Here is a 16,856-nt window from a genome sequence, read left to right on the forward strand (position 1 = left end):
GCCGGCGCCTCACTCCCAGCCGGGCTCCGGCGCATCGTCGCTGTCGAGCTGCGCGCTCTGGAGGAGGTCGTGGACGGCAGCGAGGCGGCGCGCCGCGCCGTCGCCGAGGACGAGGCCGAGCCGCACGCTCAGGATCTCGATCACGATGGTCTGCGCGATGGTCGCGTCGGTCCCGACCCGCATCGTCGCGTCCCCCGGCACGTCGACCGCGAGCAGGATGTCGGCGGCACGGGCGAGCGGCGTGCCGGTGCGGGTGATGGCCACCACCGTGGCCCCGGCCCGGCGGGCCACCGCGACGGTGCGCAGGAGCGCCGGCATCCGCCCGACGAAGGAGATCGCCACCAGGACGTCGCCTTCGCCGAGGCAGGACGCCGCGGTGAGCTGGAGATGGGCGTCGGAGAACGAGTTCGACGGGATGCCGAGCCGGAAGAGCCGGGCGTGGAGGTCGTGGGCGAGGAAATGCGAGGTCGCGCCGGTGCCGGCGGTGTCGACGCGCCCGGCCGCGCGGATCGCCGCCACCGCCGCCTCGATCCGCTCGGGATCGATGCTCGACTGCCACTCGGCCAGCATCGAGGTCACGCTGCCGACGACGTTGCGCACCACCTCGCCGGGGGCGTCGGTCGGCCGGACGCTGCGGTGGACGTAGGGGGTGCCCAGCGCCAGCGAGCCGGCGAGCTTGAGCTTCATGTCGCGCACGCCCTCGCAGCCGACCGCGCGGGCGAAGCGCACGATGGTCGGCGCGCTCACCCCGGCCCGCTCGGCCAGGAGCTCGACCCCGGTCTGGACCACCCATTCGGGATCGGCGACGATCATCCGGGCGATCCGGGCCTGCGTCTCGGGCAGGCTCTCCAGCGTCTCGCGCAGGTTGCGCAGCAGGTCGGAGGAGGAGCCGGCCTCCGTGCCGTCCGCCATCAGGCCGCCTCCCGCATCTCGGAGGCGTCGCGCAGGCAGGCGAACCGGTGACCGTCCCCGGCCTCGCGCATCGGCGGCACGGCGTGCGCGCAGGCCTCGACGGCGAGCGGGCAGCGGGTGCGGAAGACGCAGCCCGACGGCGGCGCGATCGGGCTCGGGATGTCGCCCTTGAGGAGCCGCGCGATGCGCGGCGCATCGGGATCGGCCTTCGGCGAGGCCGCGAGCAGCGCCCGGGTATAGGGGTGGCGCGGGCGCGCGACCACCTCGGCGGTCGGCCCGATCTCCATGACGCGGCCGAGATAGAGCACCACCACCCGGTCGCAGAGCAGCTCGACCACGTCGAGGTCGTGCGAGATGAACAGCATCGCGAGGTTCAGCCGCGCCCGCAGGTCCTGGAGCAGGTTGAGCACTTGGGCCTGCACCGAGACGTCGAGGGCCGAGACCGGCTCGTCGGCGACGATCAGCCTCGGCTCGACGGCGAGCGCCCGGGCGATGCCGATGCGCTGGCGCTGGCCGCCGGAGAATTCGTGCGGGAAGCGGTCGAGATGCTCGGGGGGCAGGCCGACGAGGTCGAGGAGCTCGGCCATGCGCTCCCGGCGCCGGCCCCGGGCGAGGCCGTGGGCGTCGAGCGCCTCGCCCAGGATGCCGGAGACCCGCAGCCGCGGGTTGAGGCTGGCATAGGGGTCCTGGAAGATCATCTGCGCCCGCCGCCGCAGGGGCTTCAGGCGGCGCTCCGGCAGGCCCGAGACGTCCTCGCCCTCGAAGCGGATCGTGCCGCCGGTCGGGTCGACGAGGCGCAGGCAAAGCCGCCCGATCGTCGACTTGCCGGAGCCCGATTCGCCCACCAGCCCGACCACCTCGCCGGGGGCGACCGTGAAGCTCACCTGCTCCACCGCCCGTACCTCGGCCGGTGGGCGGCCGAAGCGCTTGGTCAGGCCCTCGACGGCCAGGATGGGATCGCCCGAGGCGGGCCCGAGACGTTCCGCGCTCACATCTCCCTCCAGAACAGGCAGCGGGCGGCGCGCCCGGGGGTAATCGCCTCGAGCGGCGGCGGGGTGGTGCGGCATTCCTCCCGCACCCGCTCGCAGCGGGGCGAGAAGGCGCAAGCGTCGCGGATCGCGGCGGCCCGCCCGAGGGAGCCGGGAATCGCGCGGACGTGCCGGCGCCCGTCCGGGCCGCGGGTCGCCCGCGCCGGCAGCGAATCGAGCAGGCCCGCCGTGTAGGGGTGGCGCGGATGGCGGAACAGGTCGCCGACCGGCCCGGTCTCGACGATGCGGCCGGCATACATCACCGCCACCCGGTCGGCGACCTCCGCCACCACGCCGAGATTGTGGGTGATGAACAGCACGCCCATCCCGGTCTCGCGCCGCAGCCGGTCGATCAGCGCCAGGATCTGGGCCTGGATCGTCACGTCGAGGGCGGTCGTCGGCTCGTCGGCGATGAGGAGGCGCGGGTGGCACGCCATGGCGAGCGCGATCATCACCCGCTGGCGCATGCCGCCCGACATCTGGTGCGGATAGTCGTGCAGGCGCTTGGCCGCGGCCGGGATCTCGACGAGGTCCAGCATCTCCTGCGCCCGGCGCAACGCCGCCCGCCGGTCGAGCCGCAGGTGGAGCCGCACCGATTCGGCGATCTGCTCGCCGGCGGTCAGCACCGGGTTGAGGCTCGTCATCGGCTCCTGGAAGATCATCGCGATCTCGGCGCCGCGCAACCGCCGCACCCGGTCGGGCGGGGCCGCGGCGAGGTCGATCGTCTCGCCGGCCTTGGTCCGGTAGAGGATGCGGCCCTTCGCGACGCGGCCGGCCGGGCGCGGCAGCAGCCCCATCACGGCGAGGCTCGACACCGACTTGCCGGAACCGGATTCGCCGACGAGCGCGACGGTCTCGCCGGGGGCGACGCAGAGGTCGACGCCGGTGACGGGGGCGACCTCGCCGTCCTCCGTACCGAAGCGGACCTCCAGGTCCTCGATCGCGAGAAGAGCCTGCGTCATCTCACACCGCCTTGCGCAGCTTCGGGTCGAGCATGTCGCGCAGGCCGTCGCCGAGGATCTGGAGCGAGAGGGCCGAGAGCACGATGGCCAGCCCCGGATAGAGCACGGTCCAGAAGGCCCGGTCGGCATATTGCTGGCCCGACGCGATCATCGTGCCCCAGGTCGGGATCTCCGGCGGGACGCCGGCACCGAGGAACGACAGACCGGCCTCGGCCAGGACCGCGTAGGCGAAGATGAAGGTCGCCTGGATGAGGATCGGCGAGGCGACGTTCAGGAGGATGTGCACGGCGAGGATCCGCGGCGTGCCGACCCCGAGCGCCCGGGCGGCCTCGACGAAGGGCAGTTCGCGCACCACCAGCGTCGAGGCGCGCACCACCCGCACCACCCGGGGCGTGTAGACGATGGCGAGCGCCAGCACGACGTTGCCGGCGGAGGCGCCGAGCACCGCGACGAGGAAGATGGCGAGCAGGATGTCGGGGAGCGCCATCAGGGCGTCGACCACCCGCATGATCGGCCCGTCGAGCCGCCGCTCGTAGCCGGCCAGGATCCCGAACACGGTCCCGACGAGGCAGGAGGCGAGCACCACGGAGAACCCGATGCCGAGCGAGGCCCGGGCGCCGTAGACGACCCGCGAGAACACGTCGCGGCCGAGCTCGTCGGTGCCGAACCAGTGCTCGGGCGAGGGCGGGCGCAGGCGGCGCACCACCCGCATCGCGCCGGGATCGAAGGGGGAGACCCACGGGGCGGCGAGCGCCACCACGACGATCGCGAGCAGCACCAGGGCCGCGACGAGGACGAGCTTGCGCCGGAAGAGGCGGCGCAGGAACAGGAGGGCGGGGGCGTTCATGGGGCTGGTCGCGGCGCCGGTCACGCGGTCACCCTCGGATCGACGAGGCGGTAGAGGAGGTCGACCGCGAGGTTGATGAGGACGTAGAGGCCCGCCACCGTCACGAGTGCGCCCTGGATGACGGGGTAGTCGCGCCGCAGCACCGCCGAGACCACGAGGTTGCCGATGCCCGGCAGCCCGAACACCGTCTCGGTGACGATGGCCCCGCCGATGAGCAGCGCGACGGTGAGGCCGAGCACGGTGACGATCGGCACCAGCGCCGTCCCGAAGGCGTGGCGCAGGACCACCCGGCTCTCCGGCAGGCCCTTGGAGCGGGCGGTGCGCACGTAGTCGTTCGACAGCACGTCGAGCATCGAGGCGCGGGTGAAGCGGGTGATCAGCGCCGAGTTGACGATGCCGAGGACGAGGGAGGGCAGCACCAGGTGCTCGAGGCGCTCGGGCAGGCCCGCGCCGGGCGCGCCGTAGCCCGCGACCGGGAACCAGCCGAGGCGCACGGCGAAGAGCTGGATCAGGATCAGGCCGAGCCAGAAGCTCGGCACGTTGGCGGCGAGCAGCGCCAGCCCGCTCACCACCTGATCGACGATCCGCCCCCGCCAGACCGCCGAGACGATGCCGGCCGGGACGCCGACGAGGGCCGCGATGGTGACCGAGAACAGGGCGAGGAAGAAGGTCGGCTCGGCCCGGTCCCACAGCACGGTGGTGACCGGCTGCTGCAGGAAGATCGAGCGGCCGAAATTGCCGGTGGCGATCTCCTTCAGCCACAGGGCGAACTGCACGAGGAGCGGCCGGTCGAGCCCGAAGGTGGCGCGCAGCCGCGCGACGTCCTCGGGCGTCGCCTGGTCGCCCAGCATGATCGCCGCCGGATCGCCGGGGGCGAGCCGGGTGAGGAAGAACACCATCGTGGCGACCAGGAACAGCACCACCAGGAGGCCGCCGAGCCGGCGGGCGAGAGAGATCCACATCGGGCTGCCTTCCAAAACATATTTCTGCGGATCGCAGCCGTCCGCCAAAACGCTCCCCTGTCCCGGACGACTGAAACGAAGTGGAAGGAGATCCGGGAACCAGCGCAAGACGTCGCGAAGCGTCCGTTCGTCCGCAACGATGCAATCAGCGGAGCCGCTTCGCGGCACTTCCTCTGCTGGATCCCGGATCTCCTTCCGCTGTCGCTTCAGTCGCCCGGGATAGGGTGGGGCTCACGACGACGCATAGGCCGGTCCGTCGCGCTGCCCCGTTCCGCCTCACGCCGCCTCGACGTTCCAGAAGGCCGGCCACGGCATCGGCGCGAAACCCTTCAGCTTGCCGGAGAGGCCGGACAGGGCCGCGAAGTTCCCGACGCGGATGTAGGGCACCTCCCGATAGATCACCTCCTGCACCGGTCCCCACAGGGCGCCGCGCTTCCCCGGATCGGTCTCGGCGTTGAAGGCCGACAAGGCCGCCTTCTTCGCCGGCGTGTCCCACCAGCCCGGGGCGCCGTCGCCGAGTTGCGGCGGCGTCAGCATGGGTTCCGGCAGGAAGGCCGAGTGGGTGACGTAGACGTCCCAGAGCCCCGGGTCGCCGCGGCGGGAGACGAGCGTCGCCCAGTCGACCACGTCGAGGGTCACCTTGAAGCCGGCGGCGCGCAGCTCCTCGGCCATGACGAGCGCGATGCGGTTGTGGAAGTCGTACTGCTTCGAGTTGAGGATGCGGATCGGCGTGCCGTCGTAGCGGGCCTCCGCCAGCAGCGCCTTGGCGCCCTTGTCGTCGCCCCGGTCGTAGGCCTGGGTGCCGGCCGTCGAGTGGAAGGGCGAGCCCTTCGGGAAGTGGCTGCCCGTCGCCTCGAAGAACTTCTCCTCGCCGAAGGCCGCCATCAGGAGCTCGGTGTCGCTGAGCGCCATCTGGAGCGCCTGGCGCACCTTGAGGTCGGCGCAGGGGCCCTGCCTGGTGTTGAGCACGAGGTAGGGAAAGCCGAACGGCATCGTCAGCACCGGCTTTGCGCCCGACGCCTTGGCGATGCGCCCGTTGCTCTCGACGGGAAGCTGGTCGGCGAAGTGGTACTGGCCGGCGACGACGCCCTCGACCCGGGTGTTGGCGTTCGGCACCGGGATGAAGCGCAGCTCGGGGATCGCGGCGGTGCGGCGCCCGGCATAGCCGCTCGGGGCCTCGCTGCGGGCCGCATAAGAATCGTGGCGGGTCAGGACCACGAACTGGTCGGGCCGGCGCTCCTTGAACCGGTAGGGACCGGTGCCGACGAACTCGGTGAGCGGGTTGGCGATCGCCTCGCGGGCCATGATGGCGGCGAAGCCCGAGGGCAGGGCGAGATGGGCGAGCAAGGCCGGATTGACCGCCTTGAGGACGATCTCGACCGCGTGCGGGCCCTTCGCGGAGAGGCTCGTCAGCCCGGCCGCGATGCCCTTGCCGCGCGGCGTCATCTCCATCCAGCGCTTGAGCGAGGCGACGACGTCCTCGGAATCGAGTGCCCGGCCGTTATGGAGCGGTACGCCCTCGCGCAAGGCGATGGTGTAGGTCTTCCCGTCCGGGCTGATCGTCGGAAGGGCGGCGGCCAGCATCGGCTGCACCGCCCAGCTCGCGTCGAACGTGTAGAGCGGCTCGAAGACGTGCTGCATGATCGTCGCGACGAGGTCGGCGGTCGAGGCCATCGGGTCGAGCGATTGCGGCTCGCCCACCATCGCCAGGTTGACGCTGCCCATGCCGCCGGTCATGCCGCCGGCCGCGGTGCCGCCTCCTTGCGCGAAGGACCGCACCGGCACCAGGGGGCCGAGCGCGAGGCCGGTCGCGAGGGCGCGGCGGGTCAGGCCGGGGCGCGGGCGGTCGGTGGGGGCCATGGACGTCTCCTGGACTGCGCTTTTGTAAAATTATTTCACGTTCGAACGCATCGTCAAGCGTCAATGGCTGGATTTCGCGTACACCGTCGTTTTCGCGTTGCACCCTTCACGATCGCTGTGTAAATTTTTTTCGCAACCTCGCCAGCCAGCGGAACTCATGACCTTCGATCTCGTGCTCGCGGGCGGCCGCGTCGTCGACCCGTCCCAGTCCATCGACCGCGTCGCCGACGTCGCCTTCGCGGACGGCAAGGTGGCGGCCCTCGGGGAGGGCCTCTCCGCCTCGGCCCGGACGGTGCACGACTGCGCCGGGCGCCTCGTCACCCCGGGCCTCATCGACCTGCACACCCACGTCTACTGGGGCGGCACCTCGCTCGGGGTCGACGCGCCGGCGCTCGCCCGCTCGGGCGCGGTCACGACCTTCGTGGATACCGGCAGCGCCGGCCCCGGCAACTTTCCGGGCTTTCGCCGCCACGTCATCGAGCCCTCGCCGGTGCGCATCATCCCGCTGATGAGCGTGTCCTTCGCCGGCATCTACGCCTTCTCGAAGCGGGTGAATGTCGGCGAGAGCGGCGACCAGCGGCTCCTCTCGGCGCCCGCCGCCCTCGAGGTCGCGCTGGCCCATCGCGACGTGCTCGGCGGCCTCAAGGTCCGGGTCGGGCGCAATGCCGGCGGCACGTCGGGCATCGTGCCCCTCGACATCGCCCGGCAGGTCGCGGACGCGGCCGGCATGATGCTGATGGTCCATATCGACGAGCCGCCGCCGACGCTGGCCGAGGTGCTGGAGCGGCTGCGCCCCGGCGACATCCTCACCCACGCCTTCCGGCCGTTCCCCAACACCCCGGTCACGGCCGACGGCCGCGTCCGCCCCGAGGTGCTGGAGGCCCGCGCCCGCGGCGTGATCTTCGATATCGGCCACGGCATGGGGTCCTTCGCCTTCTCGGTCGGCCGGGCCATGCTGGACAACGGCTTCCCGCCGGACTGCATCTCGTCGGACGTGCACGCCCTCTGCATCGAGGGCCCGGCCTTCGACCTCCTCACCACGATGTCGAAGTTCCTCTGCCTCGGCATGCCGCTCGACGAGGTGATCCGCGCCGCGACCGACAACCCGGCCCGCGCCCTCTCGCGCTCCGATCTCGGCACCTTCCGGACGGGTGCGGCCGGCGACGCCTCGGTCCTCTCCCTCGACGAGGGCCGCTTCGACTACGTCGATTCGACGGGCGCGCATCTGATGGGCGAGCAGCGCCTGTCGGCCGCCGCGACGATCATCGACGGTGCCGTCTTCCACGCCCACTGAAGGATCGACGATGACCCCCGAACAGAAGCTCGCCGAGCTCGGCCTGACCCTGCCGCAGGTACCGGTGCCGGTCGCCAACTACGTGCCGTTCCGCATCGTGGGCGACCTCCTCTACCTCTCGGGCCAGGGGCCGAAGCGTCCCGATGGCACCTACCGCCCCGGGCGGCTCGGCCGCGACGCCACGATCGAGGAGGGCTACGCCGACGCGCAGCTCGCCGGTCTCCAGCTCCTCGCCGTCGCCAAGGCGGCGCTCGGCGATTTGTCGCGCATCACGGCGGTGGTGAAGCTTCTGGGCATGGTCAACGCCGAGCCCGATTTCGCCGACCACCCGAAGGTGATCAACGGCTGCTCGGACCTCCTGGTCGACGTGCTCGGCGAGGCCGGCCGCCACGCCCGTTCGGCGGTCGGCATGGGCTCGCTGCCCAACGCCATGACGGTCGAGGTCGAGGCGATCCTCCAGATCGCGCCGATCCTCCAGATCGCGCCGATCCCCCCGATCGCGCCCTGACCGCCCGTTCCGTCGCCGCCTCAATGCGGGCGCGGCGGCTCCGGGACGTGGGCGCAGGCCGCGCAGTGCCGGCGCTTGGCCGCGTACATCTGCGCGTCCGCCCGGGCGAAGACCGCGCGGGGCGGGCCGTCGCCGGTCCAGGTGGCGAAACCCAGGGACGCGCTGGGGGCGGTGGAGCCGGAACCCGCCGCGGCGTCGAGCGCCGCCAGGATCCGGCGCATCAGGGCGTCCGCCGCCTCCGGGCCGGTCAGCGGCAGGAGGACGACGAACTCGTCGCCGCCGATCCGCGCGATGGCGCCGCCCGGAGCGCATTCGGCCAGGAGATCGCCGAACCGCCGGATCAGGGCGTCGCCGGCCTCGTGGCCCCAGCGGTCGTTGGTGGTCTTCAGCCCGTTGAGGTCGGCCACGATCACCGAGACCGGCACGGCCCGGTCGGTCTCGAGCCGGTCGAGCTCGGCCTCGTAGCCGGTGCGGTTGAGGAGGCCGGTGAGGGGATCGGTGAGGCACAGGGCCTCGAGGCGGACCTCCTCCCGCTTGTTGTCGCCGATATCGGTGAGCGCGACCTGGACGAGGCGGCGGGTCCAGGCGGGAGGAGGACCACGCCTTTGTGACGACAGAGCACGGTGATACGCGCCATCACCCGGCGCCTCCCTTTCGTCGGCGCCGGGAGGGTGACCGACGCCCCCGGCAGGCCGGGCCGGCGCGGCGGTTTGCCATCGCGCGGGCGGGATGCGAGACCTGCGCCGCGTGCCCGATGCGCCATGCCGGCTCGGGTCGCATCGTCTCGCGCAACGATGGGTGTCGTGATGAAGAGAATGGCTGCCGCCGCGTCGATCGTCCTGGCCGGAACGCTTCCGGCCCTGGCACAATCGTGCGACGAACTGTGGTATCAGCGGAACCTGATCTACAAGGAAGCCGGCTACTGCTTCAAGACGGCGAACGCCATCCGCAGCTTCGGCAATGCCGGCTGCCGGTTCGACAACCAGGCCGACGTGCCGCTCTCCGCCCGCGACCGTGCCGAGGTCGACAGCATCCGGTCGATGGAGCGCTCCATGCGGTGCGCCCCGTAACGGTCCGCTCCGGGCGGTCGCGTCAGGCGGGCTCGGCCGTCCCGAACCGGCCGAGCCCGAAGGGCGCGACGTCGATCCGGCTCCGCCCCTCGGTCAGGAGTTCGGCCGCGACGAGGCCGATCCCGGCCGAGTGCTTGAATCCATGCCCCGAGCAGGCCGACACCACGAGGATGCGGTCCTGCTCCGGGTGCCGGTCGATGATGAAGCCGCGGTCGGGGGTGACGGTATAGAGGCAGGCCGCGGCCGCGACGACGCGCGGGGTCGCGCCGGCCAGGCGCCCGGCGATGTGGCGCCGGTACATCTCGGCCGATTCCGCCGGGGCGACCGTCCGGTCGGCCGAATCCGCGGTCGTGGCGGCGGCGTATTGCTCGGTCGCGACCTTGACGCTGCCCTCGCCGGGCTGCGGCGGGAAGCCGTAGAAGTATTCGGTGTCGGACGAGCCGTACATCCAGATGTAGACCGGCGAATCGGCCCGGTAGGCGCGGGCGTCGTCGAGGGCGTACCAGTGCAGGAGCTGGCGCTTGACGCTCAGGAGATCGGTGAAGGGCGCGCCGAGGAGCGGCGCCGTCCAGGCCCCGGCCGACACCATCGCCTGGCCGGCCGCGAAAGTGCCGGCCGAGGTCTCGACGCGCACGCCGTCGCCCTCCTGGGCCATCGACAGCACCTCGACGCCGGTGCGGATCCCGGCCCCGAGCGCCGCGGCGCGGGAGAGCTGCGCGGCGATGCAGGCCTCGGGGCGGACAAAGCCGCCGCCGGGCTCGTAATAGGCGACCTCGTCGCCCGACAGCCCCTGGAATTGCGGGAAGCGGCGGGCGACCTCGCGGCCGTCGAGGACCTCGTGGGCGATGCCGAACTCTTCGGCGGCCCGGATCGAGCTGCGGACGAAATCCGGCTTGCCGTGATGCGAGGCGGTGCCGGTCCCCGGCGCCATCACCAGGGCGCCGCAGGCCTCCAGCAAGCCGGCGCCGGTCTCCGCCTCGATCTCGCGCCAGATCCGGTGCGCGGCGAGCACGAGCGGCACGTAATCGCGCCCCTCGCCGATCCCCTGCCGGGTGATCCGCGTCGCGCCGTGGCTCGATCCGATCGTGTGGGGCGGCGCGAAGCGATCGAGCCCGATCACCGACGCGCCGCGTTTCGCCAGCTGGTAGAGCGCCGCGCTGCCCATGGCCCCGAGGCCGATCACCAAGAAGTCCGCCCGCTCCGTCATCGCCGCGCCCCGCCTCCCGCCCTGTGCGACCGCACGCTGCCCGAAAGGCCGTCGGCCCGGCAAGCCGATCCGCGGGGGGAGGGGGGCGCGTCAGGCGCCGAGCGGGCCGGTATGGGTTTCGAGCGCGGCCCAGGCTTCCCGCCCGAACCTCGCCTTCCATTCGGCGTAGTAGCCGGCGGCCTCGAGCGCCCGGCGGAAGGGGGCGCGGTCCGGCGCGGCGACGACGAGGCCCCGGTCCCGCAGCCGGGCCTCCCCCCGCGTGTTCATGGCGACGAAGGCCCGTCGCTGGCGCGCCACCGCCGCGTCGAAGTGGCGGCCGATCAGCGCCCGGGCGTCCCGCGGCAGCCCGTCCCAGGTCGGGCCATGGGCGAGGATCCACAGCCCGTCCCAGGAATGGCCGGTGCGCGAGAGATGGGTCTGGACCTCGTAGACCCGCGTCGCCTCGATCTGCGGCAGCGAGTTCTCCATCCCGTCGGCGAGGCCGGTCCGGAGCGCCGCGTAGGTCTCGGCGAGGCCGATCGTGGTCGGGGCGGCGCCGAACGCCCGGAACAGCGAGGTCAGGAGCGGACTCGGCGGCACCCGGATCCGGAGGCCGCGCAGGTCGGAGACCGTCTCGACCGGCCGGGATGCCGTGATCACGTCGCGAAAGCCGTTGTCGATGACCCCGAAGGCGTGGAGGCCCGCCTGGGCGAGGGCGTCGCGGATGCGCTCGCTCAACGGCCCCCGGTCGAGGGCCGACCAGAGCGCGACGTAGCCGGTGAAGGCGTAGGCCAGGCCGGGGATTCCGGCGATCGGCACCAGGGCCTGCAGCGAGCTGGCGGAGGAGAGGGTGAACGCGATGGTGCCCGCGCGCAGCTGCGACTGCATGCTGAGCTCGCCGCCGAGCCGGCTGTCGGGCTGGAGCGTGATGTCGATCTCGCCCCGGCTCTCGGCCCGGATGGCGTCGAGGGCCTCCATGAGGCAGGTGGTGGCGGGATGATCCCGAGGCATCGGCGAGCCCATGCTCAGCCGCAGCGTCCCCGTCGCGGCCCGCCCGCGAATCGGGGCGAGGAGCAGCCCGGCCCCAAGACCGCTCACGATGGCGCGTCGCGTCGGCATCGTCCTTTCCTCCGTCGCCGACCATCGATGACGCGTGTTTCTTAGATCCAGATTAAGCCGCGGCGCTCCGGTCATGGAACGGCGAGCCCATCGCGGGCGGCCGGGAATTTCCGAGACGAGAGGTCAATTCCAGATACGAGCGGCCGGCCCGAAGAGCAGACCACCGGGCTCCGACTATTTCTGTGCGTTCCGCGAGTCGACCGGGAACTCTTCGCCGAATCACTTGAAAGAACCACTGGCCCGGGTCGGGCCAGGACGATGCGATCGCGATCGGGTGCGCGGCGCCGATTCGGCTGTGAATCGAAATTAACATCCACCGCCGAATCTCGACTCCGCATTGCCCGGCGGCGGCGACTCGTGACACGACTCGTAACGTTACGAGTCGTGGAGCCGAGAGCGATGGCCGATACCCCGTCTCAGCGCGTCAAGAAGCTCCGCGAGGCCCGCAAGGCCTCCGGGGAGACGGAGACGAATGTCTGGGTGCCGGCACAGGTGCAGCAGGCAATCGATGCGGCGGTGCGCGAGGGCAAGTTCCCGAACCGCCGTCTCGCGATCATCCATGCGCTCGAGCAAGTGTTCGTGGAGCCGAATATGTAGACGCGGCAAAGCAAAAAAGCGCCGAGGTGGGGACCTCGGCGCTTTTTGGGATCTCATAACGGGGCTCGGGGAAGCCGCTGTTAGAAGACCGGATTGGCATCCTCCTTCTAGCGGTTCCCGACCTCCTCGTCAATGACGCCCTCTCGGGCGAACGGTCCCGCTTTGCCTCCGTCCAAGGAGGTGTGGAGTGGAGATGGTTCAGACCGGGGGCCGGCCGCTGACGCGCGCCGCCCTCGCAGGGAAGAGACGCGCCCTCGAGGACGGGCGTACGGTCACGCGCAAGGACTTGTCGGCCTCGGCCCGCGAGGCGGCGAAGGCGCTCGGCCTGCGTCCGTCGCTGCGGCTGGTCCTGTCCGAGCTCGTCGCCACCTGGGGCGAGCAGGACTGGTCGCGCCTGATCGTGTGGCCGTCGAACGAGTACCTGGTGTCGCGCACCGGGCTGTCGGAGCGTGCGGTGCGCTATGCCCTGCGCGACCTCGTCGGCCTGGAGATCATCGCGCCGAAGGATTCCGCCAACGGCAAGCGCTACGCGGTCCGGTCCCGCGACGGGACGATCCTCGACGCCTTCGGCTTCGACCTGACGCCTCTGTATGCGCGGCGCGGCGACTGGGCGCTGGCGATCCAGGCGCGGGCCGAAGCTCGGGAGCGCCGCCGCCGGGCCTTCGACCTCGTGACGATGCATCGGCGCGCCGTGGCGGAAGCGATGCAGGCCTTCGCGACCCGCTATCCCGACGCGACCCTCGCCGACCTCGCCGAGGCGCAAGCCGGCCTCGACGCGACCACCCCCGACCGACGCAGCGGGGGCGATCCGGAACTCGTGCTGGAGGCCTGGGGAGAATTGCGCCGGATGGTCGAGGATCGCTTCTACGCAGCCGGCTGTGACGGCAACGCGTGCCCTCACGTAGAAACAGAGAAAGGATCTCCTACCGAGGCTTGGAGCAAGGGCTCGTCGGGGAACACGGACACGCCCCGCCCGATCGAGCGGCCGGTGGTGGGTCTGTCTCCGGCGCTGGTCGTCGAGGCCTGCCCGGTGGTGCGCGACCTGGTGGGCGGCGACATCCGGGAGGAACACGAGATCCTCGATGCCGGCCGGACGCTGCGGGCGACGATCGGAGCGCATGCGAGCGCCTGGGCCGAGGCCTGCGCGGCGGTCGGTCCCTACCAGGCGGCGATCCTGGTGCTGGTCGTGGCGCAGCGTCACGACGACGACGTGTCGTCGGGCCAGAACCGGATTCGCAACCCGGGCGGCTACTTCCGGCGCCTCGTGCGTCTCGCCGGGGAGGGCCGCTACGAGATCGGCACCGAACTGCTCGCCCTACGCCGGCGGCGGATGACGTGAGGATGGGTGCCGTGCCCGACACGTTCGTGCGGAGAGCCGGCGGTTCTCCGGCCGGTTGCCCTGCTGCGCCCATCCCGGACGAAACAGGGTCGATCGTCTCGGTCCGATTCCGGCCCCGGCCACGTCAATCCGGGCTCGGTTGCGCTCCAGCATGGGCGGCGAGCTCCTCGCGCAGGTACGGCGCCGTGCGGCTGTCCGGGGTCGCGGCGATCACCTCCGGCCGGCCGGCGGCGACGATCGCACCGCCGCGATTGCCCGCGCCCGGACCCATGTCGATGACGTGGTCGGCGGCGGCCACGACGCGCATGTCGTGCTCGACCATCACGACGGTGTTGCCCGCATCGACCAAGCCGTTGAGCTGGAGCATCAGCCGGTCGACATCGGTCGGGTGCAGGCCCGTCGTCGGCTCGTCGAGGACGTAGAGGGTGCCGCCGCGCTGGCCCCGCTGCAATTCGGTGGCGAGCTTGATCCGCTGGGCCTCGCCGCCCGACAATTCGGTGGCGGGCTGGCCGAGGCGCAGGTAGCCGAGGCCGAGGTCGCGCAGGAGGGCGAGCGGCCGCAGGACGGAGGGCTCGTCGGCGAAGGCCGCGCAGGCCCGCTCGACCGTGAGCCCAAGCACGTCGGCGATGCTCATGCCGTTCCAGGTCACCTCCAGCGTCTCCGGGGCGTAGCGGGCGCCATGGCAGGTCGGGCAGGGGGCGTAGACGCTCGGCATGAACAAAAGCTCGACGCTGACGAAGCCCTCGCCCTCGCAGACCGGGCAGCGGCCCTTGGCGACGTTGAAGGAGAAGCGGCCGGCATCGTAGCGCCGCCGCCGCGCCTCCGGGGTGGCGGCGAACAGCTTGCGGACGGCGTCGAACAGGCCGGTATAGGTCGCGAGGTTCGAGCGCGGCGTGCGCCCGATCGGCTTCTGGTCGACCTTCACCAGACGCCGGATCGCCTCCATGCCGCCGGCGATGCGGCCTTGCGTCGGGCCGGGCACCTCGTCGAGCGGGTCGTCGGGCTCGTCGTCGGTGTCGCCCGGCCGGCCGAGATGGTCGCCGACGAGGTCGAGCAGCGCCTGGCTGACGAGGCTGGACTTGCCGGAACCCGAGATGCCGGTCACCGCGGTGAGGCAGCCGAGCGGGAAGGCGGCGGAGACCCCGCGCAGGCTGTTGCGGGTGACGTCCTCCAGGCGCAGCCACCCGGTGGGCTCGCGCCGGGGCCGGGCGGGCGGCTCGGCGAGGCCGAACAGGTGCAGGCGCGTGCGCGAGTCCGCGATCTCCGCCAAGCCCTCCGGCGGGCCGCTGTAGAGAATCGTGCCGCCGTGCTCGCCCGCGGCGGGGCCGACATCGACGAGCCAGTCGGCCCGGCGCATCGTCCCGATGTCGTGCTCGACGACGAAGAGCGAGTTGCCCGATGCGCGCAGCCCGGCGAGCGCCTCGTGCATGGCGTCGCCGTCGGCGGGATGCAGGCCCGCGGTCGGCTCGTCGAGCACGTAGACCACGCCGAAGAGCTGCGAGCGCAATTGGGTCGCCAGCCGCAGGCGCTGCAACTCGCCGGAGGACAGGGTGGTGGTGACCCGGTCGAGGGAGAGGTAGCCGAGGCCGAGATCCTTGAGCGTCCCGATCCGGTCGACGAGGTCGGCGGCCAGGCGCTGGGCGGCGAGGCGCTTCTCGATCGAGAGGTTGGGCGTCGCCCGCATGTCGGGCGCCGCCGCATGGGCCGAACCGCCGGCGGCGACCCGCGCGGCCCGGTCCCGCCGGCCCGCCTCGCGGTCGAGGGTGTCGGAGGCGGTGCCGTCCGCGGTCAGACCGTTCTCGACGGCCGGCCGAAGAGCCTCGGCGAGGTCGGAGAGCGGCATCCGCGACATTTCGCCGATATCGAGCCCCGCGAAGGTGACGGAGAGCGCCTCCGGCTTCAGGCGCTTGCCGTGGCAGGCCGGGCAATCCTCGCTCACGAGGTAGCTCGCGGCGCGCCGGCGCATGAGCGCGCTCTGCGAGTTGGTGAAGGCGTGCATCACGTGGCGGCGGGCGCTGGTGAAGGTGCCCATGTAGCTCGGCTCGAGCCTGTGCTTGCGGGCGGCCTGCGTCTGCGCCGGGGTCAGCCCGGCATAGACCGGCTCCTGCGGCTGCTCGTCGGTGAACAGGATCCAGTCCCGCAAGGCCCGCGGCAGGTCCCGCCAGGGCGTGTCGACGTCGACGCCGCGGCTCACCAGGATGTCGCGCAGGTTCTGCCCGCCCCAGGCCTGCGGCCAGGCCGCGACGGCGCGCTCGCGGATCGTCAGCGACGGGTCCGGCACCATCGACGCTTCGGTGGCGCTGTAGACCCGGCCGAGGCCACCGCAGGACGGGCAGGCGCCCTGCGGCGTGTTGGGGGAAAAGTCCTCGGCGAACAGCATCGGCTGGCCGGGCGGATAGGTGCCGGCGCGCGAATACATCATCCGCATCAGGCTCGACAGGGTGGTGACGCTGCCGACGGAGGAGCGGGCACTCGGGGTGCCGCGCTGCTGCTGGAGGGCGACCGCCGGGGGCAGGCCCTCAATGGCGTCGACGTCGGGCACCCCGACCTGGTCGATCATCCGGCGGGCATAGGGCGCGACCGATTCGAAGTAGCGGCGCTGTGCCTCGGCATAGAGGGTGCCGAAGGCGAGCGACGACTTGCCGGAGCCGGACACGCCGGTGAACACCACGAGGGCGTCACGCGGCATCTCCACGTCCACGTCGCGCAGGTTGTGCTCCCGCGCGCCCCGCACCGTGACGAAGCCGGCCCGCCCCGCTCCCGCCCGGGCGATCTTCGCGCCGGTCCTGGTGATGTTCTTGGGCTTCGCCTGGTCCATGGGCTGCTTTCTCGCGGGATGCGGGCGTCCCGGTCGGTGGGAAGAAAGTGACGGGTGGAAACGACGCCTGCCGGCGGAACGGCCTTCCGGGTGGTGATGATCCGCATCGGTGCATCGTCCGGAAGCCGAACCGGATCATGGCCCATCCGGGCAGGGATCGGTGCACCCTGCATGAGACGGTGGATGTCGTGACTGCCGGAGACAATCGAAACTGTACGATTGATCCTTTAGTGATGTACCTGGAAAACCGTTCGCATCTTGAGTCGGCCGAGACGTTATAATTGCAAAAAAGCGACAATTTTTTGCTGATTTGCACCGACGTGTCGGTTTTGCTGTCCCGCACGCCGCGATCCG

General features: G+C 71.8%; 15 protein-coding genes. 5 read left to right on the top strand and 10 right to left on the bottom strand.

Features of this window, described 5'->3' with window-relative positions; translation table 11 throughout:
- Positions 1–9 precede the first annotated feature (9 nt).
- The 6 genes from miv_RS27100 to miv_RS27125 form a co-directional block, all read right to left on the bottom strand.
- Positions 10–912: a MurR/RpiR family transcriptional regulator gene (locus miv_RS27100; protein WP_048429472.1), complete on the bottom strand. Its 903-nt coding sequence runs from the start codon at positions 910–912 to the stop codon at positions 10–12.
- Positions 912–1,904 (bottom strand): ABC transporter ATP-binding protein, encoded by a 993-nt coding sequence (locus miv_RS27105; RefSeq protein WP_244748729.1) that lies wholly within the window; start codon positions 1,902–1,904, stop codon positions 912–914. The genes miv_RS27100 and miv_RS27105 overlap by 1 nt, the downstream gene beginning before the upstream one ends.
- Entirely contained in the window at positions 1,901–2,902 is a 1,002-nt protein-coding gene (locus miv_RS27110; RefSeq protein ID WP_207179971.1) for an ABC transporter ATP-binding protein, read from the bottom strand. Before miv_RS27110 ends, miv_RS27105 begins: the two co-directional genes overlap by 4 nt.
- A gap of 1 nt (position 2,903) precedes the next feature.
- Entirely contained in the window at positions 2,904–3,773 is an 870-nt protein-coding gene (locus tag miv_RS27115; protein WP_425312945.1) for an ABC transporter permease, read from the bottom strand.
- Positions 3,770–4,711, bottom strand: coding sequence for an ABC transporter permease (locus miv_RS27120; protein ID WP_207179975.1), 942 nt, complete (start codon positions 4,709–4,711; stop codon positions 3,770–3,772). The genes miv_RS27115 and miv_RS27120 overlap by 4 nt, the downstream gene beginning before the upstream one ends.
- Positions 4,712–4,987: 276 nt before the next feature.
- Positions 4,988–6,571 carry an ABC transporter substrate-binding protein gene (locus miv_RS27125; RefSeq protein ID WP_244748730.1) on the bottom strand — a complete coding sequence of 528 codons (1,584 nt, stop codon included), beginning with the start codon at positions 6,569–6,571 and terminating at the stop codon, positions 4,988–4,990.
- 157 nt (positions 6,572–6,728) lie between these two features.
- On the opposite strand from miv_RS27125, the gene miv_RS27130 reads away from it, so the two are divergent.
- Both miv_RS27130 and miv_RS27135 read left to right on the top strand, forming a co-directional pair.
- Positions 6,729–7,865 (top strand): amidohydrolase/deacetylase family metallohydrolase, encoded by a 1,137-nt coding sequence (locus tag miv_RS27130; RefSeq protein WP_207179976.1) that lies wholly within the window; start codon positions 6,729–6,731, stop codon positions 7,863–7,865.
- A 10-nt stretch (positions 7,866–7,875) separates the two neighbouring features.
- Positions 7,876–8,373, top strand: coding sequence for a RidA family protein (locus tag miv_RS27135; RefSeq protein WP_058616848.1), 498 nt, complete (start codon positions 7,876–7,878; stop codon positions 8,371–8,373).
- A gap of 20 nt (positions 8,374–8,393) precedes the next feature.
- Here the strand turns inward: miv_RS27135 and miv_RS27140 are convergent, their stop codons facing one another.
- Entirely contained in the window at positions 8,394–9,242 is an 849-nt protein-coding gene (locus tag miv_RS27140) for a GGDEF domain-containing protein (protein WP_207179977.1), read from the bottom strand.
- On the opposite strand from miv_RS27140, the gene miv_RS27145 reads away from it, so the two are divergent.
- Positions 9,180–9,443, top strand: coding sequence for a YARHG domain-containing protein (locus tag miv_RS27145; RefSeq protein WP_048429464.1), 264 nt, complete (start codon positions 9,180–9,182; stop codon positions 9,441–9,443). The two genes, miv_RS27140 and miv_RS27145, sit on opposite strands and share 63 nt — an antisense overlap.
- 22 nt (positions 9,444–9,465) lie before the next feature.
- On the opposite strand, the gene solA is transcribed toward miv_RS27145, so the two are convergent.
- Both solA and miv_RS27155 read right to left on the bottom strand, forming a co-directional pair.
- Complete coding sequence (gene solA / locus miv_RS27150) at positions 9,466–10,650, bottom strand: N-methyl-L-tryptophan oxidase (protein WP_207179978.1); 1,185 nt, start codon at positions 10,648–10,650, stop codon at positions 9,466–9,468.
- A 90-nt stretch (positions 10,651–10,740) separates the two neighbouring features.
- Complete coding sequence (locus miv_RS27155; protein WP_244748731.1) at positions 10,741–11,748, bottom strand: TRAP transporter substrate-binding protein; 1,008 nt, start codon at positions 11,746–11,748, stop codon at positions 10,741–10,743.
- 399 nt (positions 11,749–12,147) lie between these two features.
- Here miv_RS27155 and miv_RS27160 point away from each other — a divergent pair, with 399 nt between their 5' ends.
- Together miv_RS27160 and repC are read left to right on the top strand one after the other, a co-directional pair.
- The gene (locus miv_RS27160) at positions 12,148–12,345 is read left to right on the top strand and encodes a hypothetical protein (RefSeq protein WP_048429461.1); all 198 of its coding nucleotides are present in this window, start codon (positions 12,148–12,150) and stop codon (positions 12,343–12,345) included.
- A 193-nt stretch (positions 12,346–12,538) separates the two neighbouring features.
- Entirely contained in the window at positions 12,539–13,684 is a 1,146-nt protein-coding gene (repC, locus tag miv_RS27165; protein WP_207179979.1) for a plasmid replication protein RepC, read from the top strand.
- Positions 13,685–13,808: 124 nt separating this feature from the next.
- Here the strand turns inward: repC and miv_RS27170 are convergent, their stop codons facing one another.
- A complete protein-coding gene (locus miv_RS27170) occupies positions 13,809–16,502 on the bottom strand; it encodes an excinuclease ABC subunit UvrA (protein ID WP_207179980.1) in 2,694 nt (897 codons plus the stop codon).
- Between the last annotated feature and the right edge of the window lie 354 nt (positions 16,503–16,856).

Origin of the sequence: Methylobacterium indicum (genome assembly GCF_017347565.1) — a bacterium.
GTDB classification, from domain to species: domain Bacteria; phylum Pseudomonadota; class Alphaproteobacteria; order Rhizobiales; family Beijerinckiaceae; genus Methylobacterium; species Methylobacterium indicum.